Below are 19,915 nucleotides of genomic sequence, written 5' to 3' on the forward strand. Positions count from 1 at the left end.
GAGAGGAAACGATGAGCGAGATCTTGAAGAGGCTCTCCGACGAGGGCGTGTCCATCTGGCTCGACGACATCAGCCGCGAGCGGCTGCGGACGGGCAACCTGGCCGAGCTGGTCCGCGACAAGCACGTCGTCGGGGTCACCTCCAACCCGACGATCTTCCAGAAGGCGCTGGGGCAGGGGTCGGCCTACGACGACCAGGTCCGCGACCTGGCCGTGCGGGGCGTCGACGTGGAGGAGGCCGTGCGGGCCATCACCACCTACGACATCCGGTGGGGCTGCGACGTCCTGCGGCCGGTGCACGAGCGAACCCAGGGGCTCGACGGCCGGGTGTCGATCGAGGTCGACCCGCGGCTGGCGCACGAGTCCGAGCGCACGGCCGCCGAGGCGCGCGCGCTGTGGTGGCTGGTCGACCGGCCGAACCTGTACATCAAGATCCCGGCGACCGAGGCGGGGCTGCCCGCGATCACGGCGGCGCTGGCGGAGGGCATCAGCGTGAACGTGACGCTGATCTTCTCGCTGGAGCGCTACGGCAAGGTCATCGACGCGTTCTTCGCGGGCCTGGAGCAAGCGCGCGACAACGGGCACGACCTGACCGAGATCGCGTCGGTGGCGTCGTTCTTCGTGAGCCGGGTCGACACCGAGATCGACAAGCGGCTCGACAAGATCGGCTCGGACGCGGCCGGGAAGCTGAAGGCGCAGGCGGGCCTGGCGAACGCGCGGCTCGCGTACGCGCTGTACGAGGAGAAGTTCGGCGGCGACCGCTGGCAGGCGCTCAAGGACGCGGGGGCGCGTCCGCAGCGTCCGCTGTGGGCGTCCACCGGCGTGAAGGACCCCGACCTGCCCGACACGCTCTACGTCGACCAGCTCATCGCGCCCGGCACCGTGAACACGATGCCGGAGGCGACGCTGCTGGCCGAGGCCGAGCACGGCGACCCGCGCGGCGACACGGTGACGAACGGCTACGACGCGGCGCGGGCGCACATGGCCGCGCTGAAGGACGTCGGCGTCGACTACGACGACGTGGTGAAGGTGCTGGAGGAGGAGGGCGTCGAGAAGTTCGAGACGTCCTGGACGGACCTCCTCAAGACCGTCGAGCAGGAACTGAAGGACAAGGCGCCGAAGAAGGCCGGCCCCGCATGACCTCGGTGGTGACCGCCGGGGGTGTCTCGGTCACCACGCACGGCGTCGTCGTGGACGAGACGGAGACCGTGCTGTCCCGTCTCGTCTCCGACGGGGTCCCGCGGTCGCTGGGCCGCCGCAGCACGACGCTGTGGGGGCCCGACGCCGCGTCGCTGGCGGCGCGGCGGCTCGGCTGGCTGGACGCTCCCGGGTCGTCCCGGGAGCTGGCGGCGTCGTTGGGCGTGCTGGCCGAGGAGACCGCCGACCTGACGCGGGTGGTGCTGGCCGGGACGGGGGGTTCGGTCCCGGCCGCCGCCGCGCTGGCGGCGGCCGCGGGCGCGGAGCTGACCGTCCTGTCCGGCACCGACCCGCAGCGGGTCGCGGCGGTGCTCGGCGACGACCTGGAGCGCACGCTCGTCGTGCTGCCCGGCGACGCGGGCGGCCGCACCGTGACCGACGCGCTGCGCCGCGTCTTCGAGCAGGCGTTCTGGGAGGCGGGCGTCTCGGGCGCCGACCTCGCGCGCCGCTTCGTGGCGGTCGCCGAGCCGGGGTCGGCTCCGGCGGCGCTGGCGCAGGAGGCGGGCTACCGGCTGGTGACGGCCGAGCCCGACACCGGCGGGCGGTTCGGCGCGCTCGGCCCGTACGCGCTGGTCCCGGCGGCGCTGGCGGGCGTCGACGTGGACGCCGTGCTGGACGACGCCGCCGCGCTGCTGCCCGCGCTGGACCAGCTCCACGGCAATCCGGCGCTGGCGCTCGGCGCGGCGCTGGGCGCGGCGGGGCTGCGCGGGCGCGACAAGCTCGTCCTGGCCGACCACGGGTCGGGGCTGCGCGGGCTGCCCGCGTGGACGGCGCAGTTGCTGGCCGAGTCGACCGGCAAGGACGGCCGGGGGCTGCTGCCGGTCGTCGTCGAGGGCGTGGAGGCGCCGGGGTTCGCGCTCGCGCCGGACATGCGGCGGGTGATCTTCGGCCGCCGCCCGGACGAGCCGGGCCCGGCGCGCGAGGCGGGGCTGAGCGTGGCGGGACCGCTGGGCGCGCAGTTCCTGCTGTGGGAGTACGCGACGGCGGTCGCCGGGCGGGTGCTCGGCGTCAACCCGTTCGACGCGCCGGAGCTGGCCGAGGTCAGCGCGACGACGGCGGCGCTGCTGCGCGTCGAGGAGGGCACCGCGCCGACCGTGATCACGCGCGCGCCGATCCTGGTGGACGGCGCGGTCGAGGTGCACGGCGCCGACGACCTGCTGGCCGACGCCGCCGATCTGCGGGCCGTGTTCGACCTGCTGCTCGACGCGGTCCCGGCCGGCGGCTACCTGGCCGTGGCGGCCTACCTGGACCCGTCCGGCGACGCGGCGGTCGCGCAGGCGCGTTCGCTGCTGGCGGCGCGGAGCGAGGCGTCCCGGCGGCATCCGGCGCCGGTCACGTTCGGGTGGGGGCCGGACGTCGTGCACGCGGCGGGCCAGTACCACCGGGGCGGCCCGCAGAACGGCGTCTTCGTCCAGCTCACCGGCGACGTCCAGGCCGATCTGCCGGTCCCGGGACGCCCGTACACGCTGGGTCAGCTCCAGCTCGCGCAGGCGTTCGGCGATCTGCGTTCGCTGCGCGGGCGGCGGCGCCCGGCGGTGCGGCTGCATCTGCGCGATCGTGCCGAGGGCGTGGCGCAGATCATCGAGGCCCTCAAGGATTGACCACGCGCTTGCGGCCATATCGTCACGGAATGGTGGGTTGGGTCGCGGTTGTCGGTTGAATCCTGGAACGATGGGCTCCGGGAGGTACGGTGCCGGGATTCGACGTATTGACGCGCGGCGACGTGCTGCACGCCGCGCTCCAGGCGCGTGACTACCTGGTGAGCTGCGGCGTGCCCGCCGCGCTGGCGGGCAAGGACCCCCGGCTGTGGGGGCGCAGCGCCGTGGACCACAGCCGGCTCGGCTGGCTCGACCTGCCGTCGGCGTCGCGCGGGCTCCTCGCCCAGGTCGAGAACCTGGTCGCGGAGGCGCGCTACTCGGGCCTGGACCACGTGGTGCTGCTGGCGGTCGGCGCCGAGGCGCTGGCCGCGCAGGCGATCGTGGCGGCGCGGCCGCCCGGGTCGGGCGGCGAGCTGACCGTGCTGGACGGCGGCGACACGGCCGGGCTGGCGTTCGCGCTGGAGCGGCTGGACCGCACGATGGTCGTGCTGGCCAGCAAGTCCGGCGTGTCGCTGGAGGGCGACGCCTACCGGCGGATCTTCACCGCCGCGTTCCGCGAGCACGGGCTGTCCGAACGGGAGATCGCGGGCCGGTTCCTGGTCGTCACCGACCACGGCAGCCCGCTGCACGGCTTCGCGCGCCAGTGCGGCTACCGCATCGGCCTCACCGACCCGTACCTGCCGGGGCACTTCGGGGCGCTGTCGGCCTACGGCATCGTGCCGTCGGTGCTGGCGGGCGCGGACGTGGCGACGCTGCTGGACGAGGCCGCCGACGTCCTGCCGTCGCTGGGCCGCGACGAGGACAACCCCGGGCTGCTGCTCGGCGCGATCCTCGGCGGCTGCGCGCAGCAGGGCCCCGAGGGGCTCGCCCGCGACAAGCTGCTGCTGCGCGAGCCCGGCGGCTCCGGGCCGCTCACCGCGTGGATCTCGCAGCTCCTGGCCGTGGGCACCGGCAAGCGCGGCCGGGGCATCCTGACCTTCGACAAGCCGGGCTGCCCGATCTCCTTCCCCGACATGCACGGCCTGACGATCAACCCGCAGGGCGCGGCCACCGGCGAGGACGACGACACCTCGGTGTGGGGTCCGCTCGGCGCGCAGTTCCTGGTGTGGGAGTACGCCACGGCCGTCGCCGGGTGGCTGCTCGGCGTCAACCCGTTCGAGGTGCCCGGCCCGGCCGTGCAGGAGGCCGAGGACGACGCCGCGACGATGCTCCAGACGCCCGGCGGGCGGCCGGAGACGGGCCGTCCGGTCGTCGTGGACGGCGGCGTGGAGGTCCACACGGACCTGCCGTGGCTGGGCGGCTCCGACCTCGGCTCGGTGCTGGCGATGCTGCTCGACCGCGTCCCGGGCACCGGGTACCTGTCGGTGGCCAGCTACCTGTCCGGTGAGTTCTCCGGCCGCTACCTGGCCCCGGCGCTGGCGCGCGGGGCGCGCCGCCCGGTCGCCTACGGCCCGGGGCCCGGCTATCTGCACGCGACCGGCTCGGTCCACAAGGACGGTCCCGGCACCGGCGCGTTCCTGATCATCACCGGCGACCCGGCGCCCGGCGACCCCTACGGCGACCACCCGGTGCCGGGCCGCTCCTACGGCCTCGGGACGCTCCAGCTCACCCGGGGCCTGGCCGAGGCGCGCACGCTGCGGCGCCGGGGGCTGCCGGTCGTCCACCTGCACCTGCGCGATCCGGTCGAGGGCGCCGGGAAGCTGGCGGAGGCGGCGCGGGCCGTGGCCGTCGCGATGTCGTGACGGCCCGGGAGGTCATGGCGTCCCGCGAGCCGGTCAGCGACGCCGCGTCGGTGACCGCCGGGGACGTCACGGTGACGGCGCGCGGCGAGGTGCGGGCCGCCGCCGAGCGGATGCTCGGGCGGCTGTGGATCGACCGGATCGCCGAGCGGTTCGCCGCCGGGGACGCGGCGTCCGGCGAGCGGGCGGTGTGCGGTCCGGCCGCGCCGGTCGACGTCCCGGCGACGCCGCCCGCGCCCGGCGCCGTCGTGGTGCTGGGCGAGGGGCCGAGCGTGCGGGCCGCGGCGCTGCTGGCGCGGCGGTTCGGCGGCGCGTCCCCGATCGTGGTGGACGGCGCCGAGCCCGGCCCGCTGCGGCGGCTGGCCGACGACCCGATGCGGCTGCGCGAGGCGCACGCCGTCGTCACCGGCGGCGTGCGGTGCGAACCGGCGCGGCGGGCGTTCACCGGGCTGCTGCGCGCGGCGGGGGTGCCCGCCGCGGAGATCGCCGCGCGGGTGACCGTCGTCGCCGAACCGGGCTCGGCCGCGGCGGCCGTCGCCGGACGCGAGGGGCACCGGCTGGTGGCGGCGCCCGCCCCGGCGGTGTTCGGCGCGCTGTCCCCGTACGCGCTGGTGCCCGCCGCGCTCGCGGGCGCGGACCTGACGTGGGCGCTGGAGGAGGCCGCGACGGTCTCGGCCGCGCTGGCGGCGCCGGACGGCAACCCCGGGCTGGCGCTCGGCGCGGTCCTCGGCGGTGCCGCGCGGGCGGGCCGGGGCGTGGTCGTCCTGGCGGCGTCGCCGGGCACCCCGGCGGGCCTGGCCGAGTGGACCGCCGAGCTGTTCGCGGGGGCGACGCGCGGGCGGCTGCTGCCGGTCGTGCAGTTCGGCGGGATGCCGCTGCGGCCCGGCCCGGACCGGTTCCTGCTGAGCTTCGGCGGGCGCCCGCACCAGGACGACGCGACGATCAGCGGCTCCCCCGCCGCGCGGCTGGCCGTCCTGGAGTACGCGGCGGCCGTCGCCGCGCACCTGCTCGGCGTCGAGCCACCGGTCGCCGAACTGCCCGGGGCCCAGGCGATCGGAACGGTCCACGGCCCGTTCCCCGAGCCGCCGCCCGCCTTCACCGACGGCTACGGCCGCGACGCCGTCGAGGTCCGCACCCACGACGCGGCGTTCGCGGCGGCCGGGGCACTGCGCCCGCTGCTGGACGAGGTCGCGCGCCGCGCCGGGGACGGCCATCTGGCGCTCACCGCCTTCCTGGACGCCGATCCCGTGTACGGGCAGGGAACGCGGGTACGGCGCCTGGCCGGGGTGCTGGCGGCCCGCGCCGCCCGGCCCGTGACGGTCGCCTGGGGTTGCCGTTACCCGGCGATCGGGCATGATCTTTCGGAGAAGGGTGTGCATGTGGTGCTGACGGGGGAGGCGGGCCGCGACGTCGCGGTGCCGGGCCTGCCGGGGATCGGCCTCGGCCCGGTGCGGCGCGCCGAGGCGGCGCCGCTGGGCGCGGGCGGCGCCCGGCCGGTGGTGCGGCTGCACCTGCGCGACCGCGAGGCCGGGCTGCACCGGCTGCTGGAGTGCGCACGGAGCGGAACATGACGAATCGGCACGGTGAGCGGACGCCGCGACGGCGGGCTTGCGAGAGTGGGCACCGACGCCCGCATCGAGGGTCGACAGTGCGAGAAGAGAGGGCGCCCACGTGACGACGACACCCAATCCGCTCCGGGACCCCCGGGACAAGCGGCTCCCCCGTGTGGCGGGGCCGAGTGTGCTGGTGTTGTTCGGGGTGACCGGCGACCTGTCCCGCAAGAAGCTGCTGCCGGCGATCTACGACCTCGCCAACCGGGGCCTGCTGCCGCCGGGATTCTCGCTGGTGGGCTTCGCCCGCCGCGAGTGGGACCACCAGGACTTCCGGCAGATCGCCTACGAGTCGGTCAAGGAGCACGCCCGCACGCCGTTCCGCGAGGACGTCTGGACGCACCTGGCCGAGGGCATGCACTTCGTCCCCGGCGAGTTCAGCGACCCGGGCGCGTTCGAGGCGCTGGCGATGGCCGTCAAGGAGCTGGACGAGAGCCGCGGCACCGGCGGCAACTACGCGTTCTACCTGTCGATCCCGCCCAAGTTCTTCCCGCAGGTGGTCGAGCGGCTGCGCGAGAGCGGCCTGGCCGACCGCGAGGGCGGGCACCCCGGGTTCCGCCGCGTGGTCATCGAGAAGCCGTTCGGCCACGACCTGAAGTCCGCGCGGGAGCTGAACGCGACCGTGCACCGCGTCTTCCCCGAGGAGTCGATCTTCCGGATCGACCACTACCTCGGCAAGGAGACGGTGCAGAACATCCTGGCGCTGCGGTTCGCCAACACGATGTTCGAGCCGATCTGGAACCGCGGCTTCGTCGACCACGTGCAGATCACCATGGCCGAGGACATCGGCATCGGCGGCCGGGCCGGGTACTACGACGGCATCGGCGCCGCCCGCGACGTCATCCAGAACCACCTGCTGCAACTGCTGGCGCTCACCGCGATGGAGGAGCCCACCTCGTTCAGCGCCGAGGCCGTCCGCGCCGAGAAGGCGAAGATCCTCGCGTCGGTCGTGGTCCCCGGCGACCTGGCGCAGTCCACGGCGCGCGGCCAGTACGCGGCCGGGTGGCAGGGCGGCGTGAGCGTCCGCGGCTACCTGGAGGAGGAGGGCATCCCCGCCGACTCGCGCACCGAGACGTACGCGGCGGTGAAGCTGGAGATCCAGAACCGGCGGTGGGCGGGCGTCCCGTTCTACCTGCGCACCGGCAAGCGGCTGAGCCGCCGGGTGACCGAGGTCGCGATCGTCTTCCAGAAGGCGCCGCACCTGCCGTTCTCGCACACCGACACCGAGGAGCTGGGGCAGAACGCCCTGGTGATGCGGATTCAGCCGGACGAGGGCATCACCATACGGTTCGGGTCCAAGGTGCCCGGCACGTCGATGGAGATCCGCGACGTCAACATGGACTTCGCCTACGGCGAGTCGTTCACCGAGTCCTCCCCCGAGGCGTACGAGCGGCTGCTGCTGGACGTCCTCATCGGCGACCCGCCGCTGTTCCCCCGCCAGGAGGAGGTCGAGCTGTCCTGGAAGATCCTCGACCCGATCGAGGAGTACTGGGCGGGGCGCGGCAAGGTCGACCAGTACCGCTCGGGCGGGTACGGGCCCGATAGCGCCGACGAACTGATGGCCCGCGACGGACGCGCGTGGAGGCGGCTCTGATGAACATCGACCTCACCGGGACGAGCACCCGCAAGATCCAGGACGCGCTGACGCAGGCGCGGCACCTGATGGGCGGCCCGGCCGTCGGCATGGTGCTGACGCTGATCATCGTGACCGACGAGTCCGCGCAGTACGACGCCGTCCGCGCCGCGACCGAGGCGGCGCGCGAGCACCCCTGCCGGGTGCTCACCGTCATCTCCCGCGACGCGCGCGGCAGTTCCTCGCGGCTCGACGCCGAGATCCGCATGGGCGAGACGGGGCCGGGCGAGACCGTGCTGCTGCGCATGTACGGGCCGCTGGCCGAGCACGCCGACTCGGTCGTGGTGCCGCTGCTGATGCCCGACACCCCGGTGGTGACGTGGTGGCCGGGCGGCAAGGTGCCCAAGGCGCCCGCGCAGGACCCGCTCGGGCGGCTGGCGGCGCGGCGCGTCACCGACGCCTACGCCGCCCGCGACCGGCTCGGCACGCTGTCGCGGCTCGCCGAGGGCTACCAGCCCGGCGACACCGACTTCTCGTGGACGCGCGTGACGTCGTGGCGGTCGCTGCTGGCCGCCGCGCTCGACCAGGACCACGCCGAGATCACCGGCGGCTCGGTGTCGGCCGAGCCCGACAGCCCGAGCGCGGAGCTGCTGGCGGCGTGGCTGGCGGTGCGGCTCGGCGTCAAGGTGGGCCGCGAGGTGTCGGACGGGCCGGGCATCACCGGCGTCACGCTGCGGACGGGTGAGGGCGACATCGTCGTGCTCCGCCCGGACGGGCGGGTCGCGACGCTGTCGCGGCCCGGCCAGCCGGACCGGCAGGTCGCGCTGCACCGGCGTCCGATGTCGGAGCTGCTGGCCGAGGAGCTGCGGCGGCTCGACCCCGACGAGGTCTACCAGGACGCGGCGACCCGGTTCGCCAAGGACCTCGCGGGCGAGAACGCGCGCGAGGAGTCCCGCGAGCAGGAGGCGCAGGCGTCCGCGCCGGCGCGCAAGGCGGCGTCGCGGAGCCGCAAGAAGGAGGACGGCTCGTGAGCGCGGCCCCTTCGGTGCTGGTGCACCGCGACCAGGAACTGCTGGCGCACGCGGCGGCGGCGCGGCTCGTCGGCGCGGTCGCCGACGCGCAGGCCGCGCACGGCACGGCGTCGGTGGTGCTGACCGGCGGCGGCGTCGGCACGGCGGTGCTGGCCGCGCTGGCGGCGAGCCCCGCGCGGGACGCGATCGACTGGCGCCGGGTGGACGTGTGGTGGGGCGACGAGCGGTTCCTGCCCGCCGGAGACCCCGAGCGCAACGAGACCGGCGCGCGGCTGGCGCTGCTCGACCACGTCGACGTGGACCCGGCGCGGGTGCACGCGATGGCCGCGTCCGACGGCCCGGACGGCGACGACGCCGACAAGGCCGCCGAACGGTACGCGGCGGAGCTGGCGGCGGCCGTCCGGCCGGGCGAGCCGGGGCCGGTGCCCGCGTTCGACGTGGTGCTGCTCGGCGTCGGGCCGGACGCGCACGTCGCGTCGCTGTTCCCGGGGCTGCCGGGCACCCGCGACGGCCGTCCGGTGGTGGCGGTGCGCGACGCGCCCAAGCCGCCGCCGACGCGGATCTCGCTGACGTTCCCGTCGATCCGGTCGGCGGCCGAGGTGTGGCTGCTGGCGGCCGGAAGCGGGAAGGCCGAGGCGGTGCGCAAGGCGCTGACCGAGACCGGGCCGGTGGGCGTCCCGGCGGCGGGGGCGCGGGGCCGCCGCCGCACGCTCGCCCTGCTGGACGCCGAGGCCGCCGCGGAGCTGTAGGCCGTTTTCTCCCCGCTCATGCGCATACTCCGGTGGGCGGGGGTACGACCCTTCCACGTTCGGCCGAACCGTGAGGAGGGGAACCGTGCGGAGCAGACGGGCGGGAACGGCGGTCGCGGGGGCGGGGATTCTGCTGCTGAGCGGTTGCACGGGCGGCGGTCCGGGAGGCGTCGGGGCGAAGGACGAACCGGCCGCTCCCCCGGCCATCACCCCCGCCAACGGCACGAAGAACGTCGAACCGGACAAGCCGGTGACCGTCCGGGTCCGGGACGGGAGGCTGACCGAGGTGACCGTCGCGGACCCGCAGGGCCGCAAGGCGGCCGGGAAGTTGAGCGGCGACGGGAAGTCCTGGACGACGACGTGGGGCGTGCGGCCGTCCGCCACCTACACGGTCACCGCCAAGGGCGAGGCCGACGGCAAGCCGGTCACCGCGACGTCGACGTTCACGACGCTGAAGCCGGCGAAGAAGCTGGAGAGCGGCATGTCGCCGCTGGACGGCGAGAAGGTCGGCGTCGGCATGCCGGTGCAGCTCATGCTGTCGCAGCCGGTCGCGGGCAAGGAGGCGCGGGCGGCGGTCGAGCGGCGGCTGGAGGTGCGGATGTCCCGGCCGGTGCCGGGCGCCTGGCACTGGATCAACGACCGCGAGGTGAACTTCCGGCCGCAGGAGTACTGGCCGTCCGGGCAGAAGGTCCGCGTCACCGCGCACCTGGCCGGGGTGAAGGTCGCTAACGGCGTGTACGGGACGAAGGACCGCACGCTGGACTTCACGGTCGGGGACCGGCACGTCACCACGGTGGACGCCAAGAAGTTCCGCGCGACCGTCACCGACGGCGGGAAGACCGTCCGCACGATCAAGGTCAGTCTCGGCAAGCCCGGCGACGACACCTACAGCGGGACGATGATCGCGCAGGAGAAGAACCCGGCGATGGTCATGGACTCGGCCACCACCGGCAACCCGGGCGAGTACCGGACGCCGACCAAGTGGAACGTCCGGATGACCTACAGCGGCACGTTCTTCCACTCCGCGCCGTGGTCCACCGGCTCGCAGGGGCGCGCCAACGTCAGCCACGGCTGCCTCAACGCCTCCCCCGCCGACGCCAAGTGGTTCTACGACTTCACCCGGCGCGGCGACGTCATCCAGGTCAGCGGCACCACGCGGAAGCTGAAGTTCGGCAACGGGCCGACGCCGTGGGCCAAGTCGTGGCAGGACTGGCTGGCGGGCAGCGCGCTCGGGCAGCCGGTCACGCCCGGCGGGCTGTGAGGCGCCCGCCCGGTTAGCCTGGGCGGGTGAGACTGAGGCGTTCGGCGCGGGAGTGGCGGGACGACGCCGTCCTGTTCGCGGTCACCGCGGCGCTGGGCGGCGTGCTGCTGCTCGGTTCGCTGGAGGACTATCCGGAGAGCAAGCCCGCGGGCGTCGTCCGCGACATCGTCATCGGCTCGGTCGCGGCGGTGGCGCTGCTGGTGTTCCGGCGGACGCGTCCGCTGGCGGTCGCGCTGGCCGCGTCGGCGGCGGCGCTAATCTCCTCGACGGCGCTGGGCGTGATGGCGGTGGCCGCCTACAACCTGGCCGCCCGCCGGACGTGGCGCCCCCTGGCCGTGGTCGTGGCGCTCAACCTCGCCTACATCGCGGCGATCTTCGCGTTCGGCCCGGCGCAGAGCACCCGGGAGCGCTGGGAGGGCGTGCTCGTCCTCGGCATGGGCTACCTGATCATCGTGGGCTGCGGGCTGCTCGTGCGGTCCCGCCGCCAGCTCATCGCCTCCCTGGAGGAGCGGGCGCGGCAGGCCGAGGAGGGGCAGCGGCTGCGGGTGGAGGAGGCGCGGCTGCTGGAGCGCGAGCGGATCGCCCGGGAGATGCACGACGTCCTCGGCCACCGGATCTCGCTGCTGGCCGTGCACGCCGGGGCGCTGGAGTTCCGGCCGGACGCCCCCCCGGACCAGCGCGAGGCGGCCGGGATCGTCCGGCAGAACGCCTACGAGGCCATGGAGGACCTGCGGGAGATCGTCGGGCTGCTGCGCGAGGGCCCGGCGCAGGACGGCGAGCGCCCGCAGCCGGGCCTGGCCGACCTGCCCGAGCTGGTGCAGGAGTCGCGGGCGGCCGGGGCGCGGGTGACGTTCGACGACGCGGTGCCCGGCGACGCCGAGGTGCCGGCGCGGATCGGGCGGCACGCCTACCGGATCGTGCAGGAGGGGCTGACCAACGCGCGCAAGCACGCGCCCGGCGCGCACGTGAGCGTGCGCGTCGCGCGCTCGGCCGGGGCGCGGCTCGTCGTGGAGGTCGCCAATCCGCTGCCGCCGGGGCCGGTCACGCCGCCGCTGCCGGGCGCGGGCGCCGGGCTGGTCGGGCTGCGCGAGCGGGTGACGCTGCTGGACGGCTCGCTGGAGCACGGCGTGACCGGGGACGGCCGGTTCGTCCTGCACGCCGAATTGCCGGTAAATTGACCGGATAACTGGAGAATCTGCGGTTATCGGCGCCATTTCTCAGTGATTTCTCAGGTTTCCCGCGCCGGAACCATCAGGTTCGGCGGTCATGCTGTGCAGCTATGACGCTCCCGACCCACCGGCCGATCATCGTGCTCGGCTGCCCGCGTTCGGGCACGACGCTGCTCCAGCAGATGCTGCACTGCCACGCCCGCATCGCGCTCCCCAGCGAGACCCGGCTCGTCCAGCCCGCCTACCGGCACCGGCTCGGCTTCGGCGACCTCGCCGTCCCCGGCAACCGGCAGGCGTTCGCGTCCTGGCTGGTGGAGCGCAAGCGCGCCAAGTTCGAGGCGCTCGCCCCGCTGGAGACCGGTGACGCCGTCGCCGCGATCGCCGCCGCTCCCCCGACCGTCGGGTCCGCGCTGGCGGCCGTGTTCCGCGCCTACGCCCGCGCGCACGGCAAGGCCCGCTGGGGCGACAAGCGGCCCGGCTACTTCCGCCAGGTGCCGACGCTGCTGCGGCTGTTCCCCGACGCCCAGTTCGTCCACCTCATCCGCGACGGCCGCGACGCCGTCGCCTCACTGCGCTCCATGCCCTGGTACGAGGGCGACCTGTACACCGCCGCGCTGACCTGGCGGGAGGCGATCGACACCGGCGAGCGGATGGCGCGGCGGCTCGGCCCGGGCACCTACCACCAGATGCGCTACGAGGAACTGACCGCCGAGCCCGAACGGGCGCTGCGCGCGCTGTGCGCCTTCCTCGGCGAGGAGTACGACCCGGCGATGACCGAGCCGCAGCACCACGCCCGCGCGACGATCCCGGCCGCCCGCCGCTGGCACCTGCGCACGCTGGAGGAGGTCAACACCCGCCACGTCGGCGCGTGGGCCGACCGGCTGGAGCCGTGGGAGGTCGGGCTGATCGAGCGGACCGCCGGAGACCGGCTCACCGCGCTCGGCTACGGCCTGTCGGACGCGCCGCGCCCGCCCGCGCAGGACCTGGCCCGGTTCCGCCAGGCCGAGGTGCGGCGCTGGCGCGTCCAGCGCGGCCAGGCCGTCATGGACCGCACCCGGCGGCTGCGCGAGCCGAACCCCGTCGCGTCCGAGCTGACCGGGCCCGCGCTCGAACCCGTCTAGGCTGGCCGGATGGAGCGACCCGTCCGCGTGCTGATCGTCGACGACGACGCGCTCGTGCGGCGCGGCCTGACGATGATGCTCGCCGGTGCCGACGATGTGGAGGTCGTCGGGGACGTGGCCGACGGCGCCGAGGTGATGGGCGCGGTGAACGCGCTGTCCCCCGACGTCGTCCTGATGGACGTGCGGATGCCCCGCGTCGACGGCCTGGCCGCCACCGAGCGGCTGCGCGCCCGCACCGATCCGCCCGAGGTCGTCATCCTCACGACGTTCGACACCGACGACCACATCCTGCGCGCGATGCGGGCGGGCGCGAGCGGCTTCCTGCTCAAGCACACGCCCCCGCCGGAGATCGTCCGGGCCATCCGCCAGGTCGCGGCGGGCGAGCCGATGCTCTCCCCCACCGTCCTGCGCCGCATGATGGGCTACGTCGCCCGCACCGACACCGACCCGCGCCGCAGCCGGGCCCGCGCTCTGCTGGACCGGCTGAGCGAGGGCGAACGGGCCGTGGCCGCCCTGGTCGGGCAGGGCCGTACCAACAGTGAGATCGGTGCGGAACTCTCCCTCTCCGTCGCGACCGTCAAGGCGTACGTGTCGCGGCTGCTGACCAAGCTGGAGCTCAACAACCGCGTCCAGATCGCGCTGCTCGTCCACGACGCCGCCGAACGGCCCGAGCCCGGCCGCCCCTAGTCGGCCCTCCGGTCGACCTTGGTCCACGCGGTGCCGACCTTCGGCCGCTGCCGGGGCACCGGCCGCGCGGCGAGGGTGGAGCCATGATCGAAGTTCATGGGCTCGGCAAGCGGTACGGCGACGTCGCCGCCGTGCAGGACGTGTCGTTCCGGTGCGAACCGGGGACCGTCACCGGATTCCTCGGGCCGAACGGGGCCGGCAAGTCGACGACTCTGCGGATGGTGTGCGGGCTGACGCCGCCGACCACCGGGACCACCGCCGTGTGCGGCGTCCCCTACCGGCGGATCGCCAATCCGGGGCGGCACGTCGGGGTGCTGCTGGACGCGAGTGCCATGCATCCGGGGCGGAGCGGGCGGGAGACGCTGGCGCTGACCGCCCGGGTGCTCGGGGTGGACACCGCCCGCGCCGACGAGCTGCTGGGGCGGGTCGGGCTGCCCGCCAAGGCGGCGGGACGACGGGTGCGCGGCTACTCGCTGGGGATGCGGCAGCGGCTCGGCATCGCGCAGGCGCTCGTCGGTGACCCCGGCGTGCTCATCCTGGACGAGCCCGCCAACGGCCTCGACCCCGAGGGCATCTTCTGGATGCGCACGCTGCTGCGCGAGTTCGCCGACCGGGGCGGCACGGTGCTGCTGTCCTCCCACCTGCTGCGCGAGGTCGAGGCCGTCGCCGACCGGATCGTCGTCATCGCCGGAGGCCGGATCGCCGCGCAGGGCGACGCGCGCGAACTGCTCGCCGGGACGGACGGCACCCGCGTCCGCGCCGCCGACCCGGCCGCCCTCGGCGCCGCCCTGGCCGCCGAGGGCATCACCGGCGCCCCGGACACCACCGGCGCCTTCACCGTCGCCGCCGACGCCGCCGCGGTCGGCCGCGCCGCCGCCGCGCACGGCGTCGCCCTGCTGGAACTCCGTCCCGCCGCCGACGGCGGCCTGGAAGCGCTGTTCCTGTCCCTGACCGCCCGCGACACCGCGCTGGAGACCGCATCATGAGCACCCTGACCGCACCCCGGGCCGCGGTGACCGAGGCGCCCCCGGCGCCGGGCCTGGCACGGCTCACCGAGGTCGAGCTGCGCAAGATGACCGACACCCGGTCGGGCCGCTGGCTGCTGGCGCTCGTCGCCGTGACGGCCGTCGTCATGATGCCCGTGATGATCTTCGCGGCGCCGCCGGAGGAGCGGACGTTCGCGAACATGGTCAGCGCCGCGCAGCTCGGCGGGGCGCTGCTGCTGCCCGTCGTCGGCATCCTGTCGGTGACCTCGGAGTGGTCGCAGCGCACCGCGCTCACCACGTTCGCGCTCGTCCCGAACCGCCACCGGGTGCTGGTCGCCAAGCTGCTCGCGGGGGCGCTGCTCGGCACCGCGTTCACGGTGGTCTCGCTGGGCGTCGCGGCCCTCGGCCGCGCCGTCGCGGGCCTGCTCGGCCGCACCGGCGGCGGCTGGACGATCCCGCCGCAGGTGCTGGCCGGGACGGTGTTCCTGGCGATCGTGGGCGTGGTGTCGGGCCTGGCGTTCGGCGCGCTGCTCACCAACGCGCCGCTGGCGATCACGCTGTCGTTCGTCCTGCCGGTCGTCCTGACGACGCTGACCGAGACGGTCCGCCGCCTCCGCGAACCCCTCGGCTGGATCGACGTCACCCGCGCCCTGGCCCCGCTGGAGACGACGGGCGTCACGGCGGGCGAGTGGGCGCGCGCGGCGACGTCGCTGGCGGTCTGGGTGGCGCTCCCCCTCGCGGCGGGCTTCTACCGGCTCGCCCGCCGCGAGATCACCTGACACGATCCCGTCACGGAAGGACGGCGTTCCGGTGTTCGGGTGGCGGCGGGCCCCGGATCGCTTGGACAATGCCCGGCATGCCCAGCAGTAGTGATCAGTACCAGACGCCGCGGCGAGTGCTCCGGCCCGGCACGACGGTCGAGGACGTGGACGCCTTCGCGCAACTGCTGCGCTGGCCCGTGGCCGAGGTGACCGAACGCGACCGGGCGGCCGGCACCGACGGCCGGGTCACCTGGCGGGGCGACGGCCCGGCCGCTCTGCACTACCTGGAAGACGCCATGTTCGGGATCGGGCACTACGTGGTGTCGGGCCCGCGCGCCGCCGCCGAGGACACCGCCGCGCAGGCCGCCGAGGCGCTGGACGCGTTCACCGTCAAGGAGCTGTGCGCCGCCGTGGACGAGGCGCCCGACGCGCGGGCGCGCGGGCAGGCCACCGTCTGGCTCGGCCTGGCGGCGGGCGGGGACGACGACGCCGACGCGCGGTCCCGGCTGGCGGTCGCCCTCACCGACCGCGAGGCGCTGGTCCGCTACGCGGCCCTGTTCGCCGTCGCGTACGCCGGTGCCGCCCCGTTCGCCGCGACGATCCGCAAGATGGCCGAGGGCGATCCCGAGCCCCGCGTCCGCGACCGCGCGGCCGAGCTGCTCCGTGACGCACGGTAACGGCCCGGCGTGATTTCCGGTGCGGGCCGGGGTATACCGACCCGGACCGGACGATCACCGAAGGGACTTCTCGGCATGGCGGAGCTGCGGTTCGACGACCTCCCGCTGGACCTCGCCTTCACCGACGTGCGCGGCGACGGCGCCCGCGTCCTCGCCCTGTTCGGCGACCCGCAGGACCCCTACACCCGGCGTCTCGTCCGCGACGAGCTGACGCAGGTGGAGGACCTGACCGTGCACACGCTGCTGCTCCCGCTGGAGATCTATCCAGGCTCCGACGACCTGGCCCGGCGCATCTGGGCGGCGCCCGACCGCGCCGCCGCCTGGTACCGGTGGATGCTGGAGGAGATCCCGCCGGAGCAGGAGGCCGATCCGCACGCGCCGATCGCGCGGCTGCGGCTGGCCGCCGAGGAGCTGCGGGTGCTGTCCACGCCGACGCTCGTCTTCCCCGGCGGGGAGATGATGGCCGGTGCCACCCCGGCGCCGGAGATCGAGCGGCTGCTGTCGGGGCGCTGAGGCGTCAGCGGCCCGGGACGGGCGTCCGCTCGGCCGCGTAGTGCGCGGTCCCGTCCGCGTCGCGCCGTTCGGCGCGCATCCCGATGCGTTCCGCCAGCGACCCCGACGCGGTGTTGCCCGCGTCCACCTCGGCGGTGACGCGGCGCAGCCCGACGACCTCCAGCGCGTAGCCGAGCACGGCGGCGGCCGCCTCCTCGGCCAGGCCCTGCCCCCAGAACCCCGGATCGAGGCTGTAGAGGATCTCGGGGTCGGGGCCGCCGTGGTCGCGCAGCCCGGCGACGCCGAGCAGCGGCGCGCCCGGCCCGGCGGCGGCGTCGCGCAGCGCCCACAGGCCGTATCCGGCGACGGCGAAGTCGTGCCGGCTCGACGCGATGATCTCCGCGACGTGCGCGGCCGTGACCGGCGCGTCGTCGAACAGGTGGTGGCGGACCAGCGGCGCCGACCAGTGCGCGAGCAGCGCGGCGTGGTCGGCCGGGGTCACCGGGCGCAGCGACAGCCGGGGCGTGCGCAGCCGCTCACCCATGCGGGCCGCCGTTCGGCGTCCCGGGCACGGCGTCCTCGTCCCAGCACGGCGCGGGCTCGCCCTCGGGCACGCCGACGCGGAACACCCGCATCTGGAGCGCCAGCGCGGCGTAGTGCCCGACGAGCGTGACCAGCTCGACCAGCGCGGCGCGGCCCAGCGTGGCGACGGCCTCGGTGTGCACGGCGTCGCCGAGGTCGCGGTCGGCGGCGAGCTGTTCGGCGGCCTCGTACACGACGCGTTCGCGGACGTCCGCGAGCATCGGCGCGCGGCCCGCCCGCAGCGCGGCCAGTTCCGCGTCGGTGAGCCCGGCGCGGCGGCCGACGCGCTCGTGCGCGTACCACTCGAAGTCCGAGCGCCAGTGCCGCGCGACGACGAGGATCGCGATCTCCCGTTCGCGGCGGGTGAACGCGGTGCGGAACCGCAGCGCGGCGCCGAGTTCCTGGAGCGGCATGCCGATCTGCGGGCTGTAGAGCATCGCGTTGAAGGGCCCGTGCAGGCGGCCCTCGGCGTCGGTCAGCGGGAAGGCGGGGCTGCCGGCGGCGCGGGGGCCGCCGGTCACCGCGTCGTAGACCTCGCGCTGTTCGTCGCTGAGCAGGCCGGGCGGCAGGGCGGGGAGCCGCCCGGCGCGCCGGTGGTCGTTGCCGTGGTCACCGCGCAGGGGGTCGATCACCTACCGCACGCTAGGCGCTCTTCCCCGGTCGCTCAAGTCCCCTTCCGGTATCTGAAACCGTTGCCTCATGCCCGCGTAGCGGTGCCGTAACAGCGGTGCCGCACGGTGGGTGCGGTGGGAGTCCGCCGTCTCCGGAAGGAACGTTCCATGGCGCTGCTGCGCATCCGTACCGCGATCGACGACCGGCCGGGCAGGCTCGCCGAGCTGACCGCCGCGCTCGCCCGCCGGGGCGCGAACATCCTCGGCCTGTCGGTGCAGGTCGGCCGGGACGGGGTGGTGGACGAGTTCGTGGTGGACGTCCCGCCCGGCGGCGCCACCGCCGCCGACCTGGCCGCCGCGCTCACCGGCGCGGGCGGCGCGGCCCCGGCGGTGGTGCCCGCCCGGCCGCGCGAGCTGCTGGACGAGCCCACGCACGCGCTCGTGCTCGCGGCGCGGCTGCGGGCCGAGCCGCGCGCCCTGCCCGAGGTGCTGGCCGAGCTGCTGCGCGCGCGGACGGCGACGTGGACGTCGGCGGGCGACGAGCCCGACGACGCCGAGACCCTGTCGGTGCCGGTCGGGCAGCGCCGCGCCGTCCGGCTGCACCGGCCGGGCCTGCCGTTCACCACGACCGAGTCCGCCCGCGCCGACGCGATGGTGCGGGCCGTGCTGCCGCCCGCCGCGCCGCTGCCCGCGTCCCGGGTCGTCGTGCTGCGCGACGGCACCCGCGCGACCGTCCGCCCGATCACGATGGCCGACGCGGACGCCGTGCGGGCGCTGCACGAGCGCTGCTCGCTCGCCACCCGCCGGATGCGGTACTTCAGCGCCAAGCCGTATCCGCCGCGCCGCGTCGTCGAGCGGTTCTGCGACCCGTGGCACGGGCTGACGCTCGTCGCCGAGGGCCCGGACGGCTCGCTGCTCGGCATGGCCCACCTGATCCACGTGCTGGACCCGGGCGTGGCCGAGCTGGCGTTCCTGGTCGAGGACGACTGGCAGGGCCGGGGGCTCGGGTCGGCGCTCGTCCGGCTGCTCGTCGAGCTGGCCCGCGACCGGGGCCTGGCCGAGCTGCGCGCCACGACGCTGAGCGAGAACGCCCGGATGCGGCGGTTGCTGACCCGGATGGGCGGCCGGACGCGGCGCACCGACGAGCCCGCGATCGTCGAGGTCAGGGTCGCGCTGGACGGCCGGGGGGTGACCCCGGCGCTGGCAGGATGGCCGGGTGACCGGTATCTATGACGATCCCTGGGCGTACGAGCTGGCGTGCGCGTTCCGCGACGTGCCCGCCGAGGTGGACGCCGTCCTCGGCTGGTGCGCCGGGCTCGGCGGGGCCGCGCCGCGCACCGTCCTGGAGCTGGCGGCGGGTCCGGCCGAGCACGCCCGCGCGTTCGCCCGCCGGGGCCTGACCGCGACCGCGCTGGACCTGCATCCGGCGATGTGCGCCTACGCGGCGCGGTGCGCTTCGGACGACGGCGTGGCCCTGGAGGTCGTGCGCGACGACATGACGACGTTCGCGCTGGACCGCCGCTTCGACGTCGTCGTGACGATGCTCGACTCGACGTCCCACCTGATGACGCTGGACGCGTTCACCGCGCACCTGACGCGCGCCGCCGCGCATCTGGCCCCCGGCGGGCTGTACGTGCTGGAGATGTCGCATCCGCGCGACCGGATCGGCGCCGAGCCGAGCGTCGCGACGGAGTGGACGGTCGAGCGGGGCGGCGTGCGCGCGGCCGTCCGGTGGGGCGGCGAACCCCTCGACCCGGTCACGCAGGTCGCGGACGACCGGGTCGTCATGACGATCGAGGAGCCGGGGGCGGCGCCGCGCACGATCCGCGACCTCGTCCCGTATCGGTTCTGGTCGGCGACCGAGCTGGACGCCGCGCTCCGGCTCTGCGGGGAACTGGAGAAGGTCGCGCAGTACGGCGACTTCGGGCCGGTGGCGCTGGACGACCCGGAGGCGTGGCGCATGATCACCGTGCTGCGGGCCGCGCGCTGAACCAATCTCCGTCTTGCCGGAATTCCGGATTTACGTAATATTGGAGGAGGAAGCACCGCCCGTCCCGAACCGGAGGTCCGAC

General features: G+C 75.4%; 19 protein-coding genes. 17 read left to right on the forward strand and 2 right to left on the reverse strand.

The genetic code is table 11. The annotated features are described in order from the left end of the window. Positions 1-11: 11 nt before the first annotated feature. The 15 genes from tal to C229_RS0118450 all read left to right on the forward strand — a co-directional run bounded on the left by tal (position 12) and on the right by C229_RS0118450 (position 16,671). Complete coding sequence (gene tal / locus C229_RS0118380) at positions 12-1,139, forward strand: transaldolase (RefSeq protein WP_018656563.1); 1,128 nt, start codon at positions 12-14, stop codon at positions 1,137-1,139. Next, complete coding sequence (locus C229_RS0118385; protein ID WP_018656564.1) at positions 1,136-2,797, forward strand: hypothetical protein; 1,662 nt, start codon at positions 1,136-1,138, stop codon at positions 2,795-2,797. The genes tal and C229_RS0118385 overlap by 4 nt, the downstream gene beginning before the upstream one ends. An 89-nt stretch (positions 2,798-2,886) precedes the next feature. Continuing rightward, complete coding sequence (locus C229_RS0118390; RefSeq protein WP_026313913.1) at positions 2,887-4,536, forward strand: phosphoheptose isomerase; 1,650 nt, start codon at positions 2,887-2,889, stop codon at positions 4,534-4,536. Between the two features lie 14 nt (positions 4,537-4,550). Then, positions 4,551-6,104, forward strand: a complete 1,554-nt coding sequence (locus tag C229_RS0118395) for a hypothetical protein (RefSeq protein ID WP_155884902.1) — start codon at positions 4,551-4,553, stop codon at positions 6,102-6,104. Positions 6,105-6,204: 100 nt separating this feature from the next. Next, positions 6,205-7,737, forward strand: coding sequence for a glucose-6-phosphate dehydrogenase (zwf, locus tag C229_RS0118400; protein ID WP_026313914.1), 1,533 nt, complete (start codon positions 6,205-6,207; stop codon positions 7,735-7,737). Then, entirely contained in the window at positions 7,737-8,747 is a 1,011-nt protein-coding gene (gene opcA / locus C229_RS0118405) for a glucose-6-phosphate dehydrogenase assembly protein OpcA (RefSeq protein WP_033424481.1), read from the forward strand. The genes zwf and opcA overlap by 1 nt, the downstream gene beginning before the upstream one ends. Next, positions 8,744-9,496 (forward strand): 6-phosphogluconolactonase, encoded by a 753-nt coding sequence (pgl, locus tag C229_RS0118410; protein ID WP_018656569.1) that lies wholly within the window; start codon positions 8,744-8,746, stop codon positions 9,494-9,496. The genes opcA and pgl overlap by 4 nt, the downstream gene beginning before the upstream one ends. A gap of 85 nt (positions 9,497-9,581) precedes the next feature. After that, positions 9,582-10,757 carry a L,D-transpeptidase gene (locus tag C229_RS0118415; RefSeq protein ID WP_018656570.1) on the forward strand — a complete coding sequence of 392 codons (1,176 nt, stop codon included), beginning with the start codon at positions 9,582-9,584 and terminating at the stop codon, positions 10,755-10,757. Between the two features lie 26 nt (positions 10,758-10,783). Then, positions 10,784-11,935: a sensor histidine kinase gene (locus C229_RS31040; RefSeq protein WP_018656571.1), complete on the forward strand. Its 1,152-nt coding sequence runs from the start codon at positions 10,784-10,786 to the stop codon at positions 11,933-11,935. 101 nt (positions 11,936-12,036) lie between these two features. After that, entirely contained in the window at positions 12,037-13,047 is a 1,011-nt protein-coding gene (locus tag C229_RS0118425; protein ID WP_018656572.1) for a sulfotransferase family protein, read from the forward strand. Between the two features lie 9 nt (positions 13,048-13,056). Further along, a complete protein-coding gene (locus tag C229_RS0118430) occupies positions 13,057-13,734 on the forward strand; it encodes a response regulator transcription factor (RefSeq protein WP_026313915.1) in 678 nt (225 codons plus the stop codon). 83 nt (positions 13,735-13,817) lie between these two features. Next, a complete protein-coding gene (locus C229_RS0118435; protein ID WP_018656574.1) occupies positions 13,818-14,720 on the forward strand; it encodes an ABC transporter ATP-binding protein in 903 nt (300 codons plus the stop codon). Continuing rightward, positions 14,717-15,499, forward strand: a complete 783-nt coding sequence (locus C229_RS0118440; protein ID WP_018656575.1) for an ABC transporter permease — start codon at positions 14,717-14,719, stop codon at positions 15,497-15,499. Before C229_RS0118435 ends, C229_RS0118440 begins: the two co-directional genes overlap by 4 nt. A 77-nt stretch (positions 15,500-15,576) precedes the next feature. Next, on the forward strand, positions 15,577-16,158 hold the full coding sequence (locus C229_RS0118445; RefSeq protein WP_240487329.1) for a hypothetical protein: 582 nt from the start codon (positions 15,577-15,579) through the stop codon (positions 16,156-16,158). Between the two features lie 75 nt (positions 16,159-16,233). Beyond that, positions 16,234-16,671: a DsbC family protein gene (locus C229_RS0118450; protein ID WP_018656577.1), complete on the forward strand. Its 438-nt coding sequence runs from the start codon at positions 16,234-16,236 to the stop codon at positions 16,669-16,671. A 4-nt stretch (positions 16,672-16,675) separates the two neighbouring features. Here C229_RS0118450 and C229_RS0118455 read toward each other — a convergent pair whose 3' ends face one another. Next, entirely contained in the window at positions 16,676-17,194 is a 519-nt protein-coding gene (locus tag C229_RS0118455) for a GNAT family N-acetyltransferase (protein ID WP_018656578.1), read from the reverse strand. Continuing rightward, positions 17,187-17,864 carry a carboxymuconolactone decarboxylase family protein gene (locus C229_RS31045; RefSeq protein WP_018656579.1) on the reverse strand — a complete coding sequence of 226 codons (678 nt, stop codon included), beginning with the start codon at positions 17,862-17,864 and terminating at the stop codon, positions 17,187-17,189. The genes C229_RS0118455 and C229_RS31045 overlap by 8 nt, the downstream gene beginning before the upstream one ends. 147 nt (positions 17,865-18,011) lie before the next feature. On the opposite strand from C229_RS31045, the gene C229_RS0118465 reads away from it, so the two are divergent. Next, positions 18,012-19,076, forward strand: coding sequence for a GNAT family N-acetyltransferase (locus C229_RS0118465; RefSeq protein ID WP_018656580.1), 1,065 nt, complete (start codon positions 18,012-18,014; stop codon positions 19,074-19,076). Next, the gene (locus C229_RS0118470; RefSeq protein WP_018656581.1) at positions 19,060-19,833 is read left to right on the forward strand and encodes a class I SAM-dependent methyltransferase; all 774 of its coding nucleotides are present in this window, start codon (positions 19,060-19,062) and stop codon (positions 19,831-19,833) included. The genes C229_RS0118465 and C229_RS0118470 overlap by 17 nt, the downstream gene beginning before the upstream one ends. Positions 19,834-19,915: the final 82 nt, after the last annotated feature.

Source organism: Actinomadura flavalba DSM 45200, assembly GCF_000374305.1.
Taxonomy (GTDB): domain Bacteria; phylum Actinomycetota; class Actinomycetes; order Streptosporangiales; family Streptosporangiaceae; genus Spirillospora; species Spirillospora flavalba.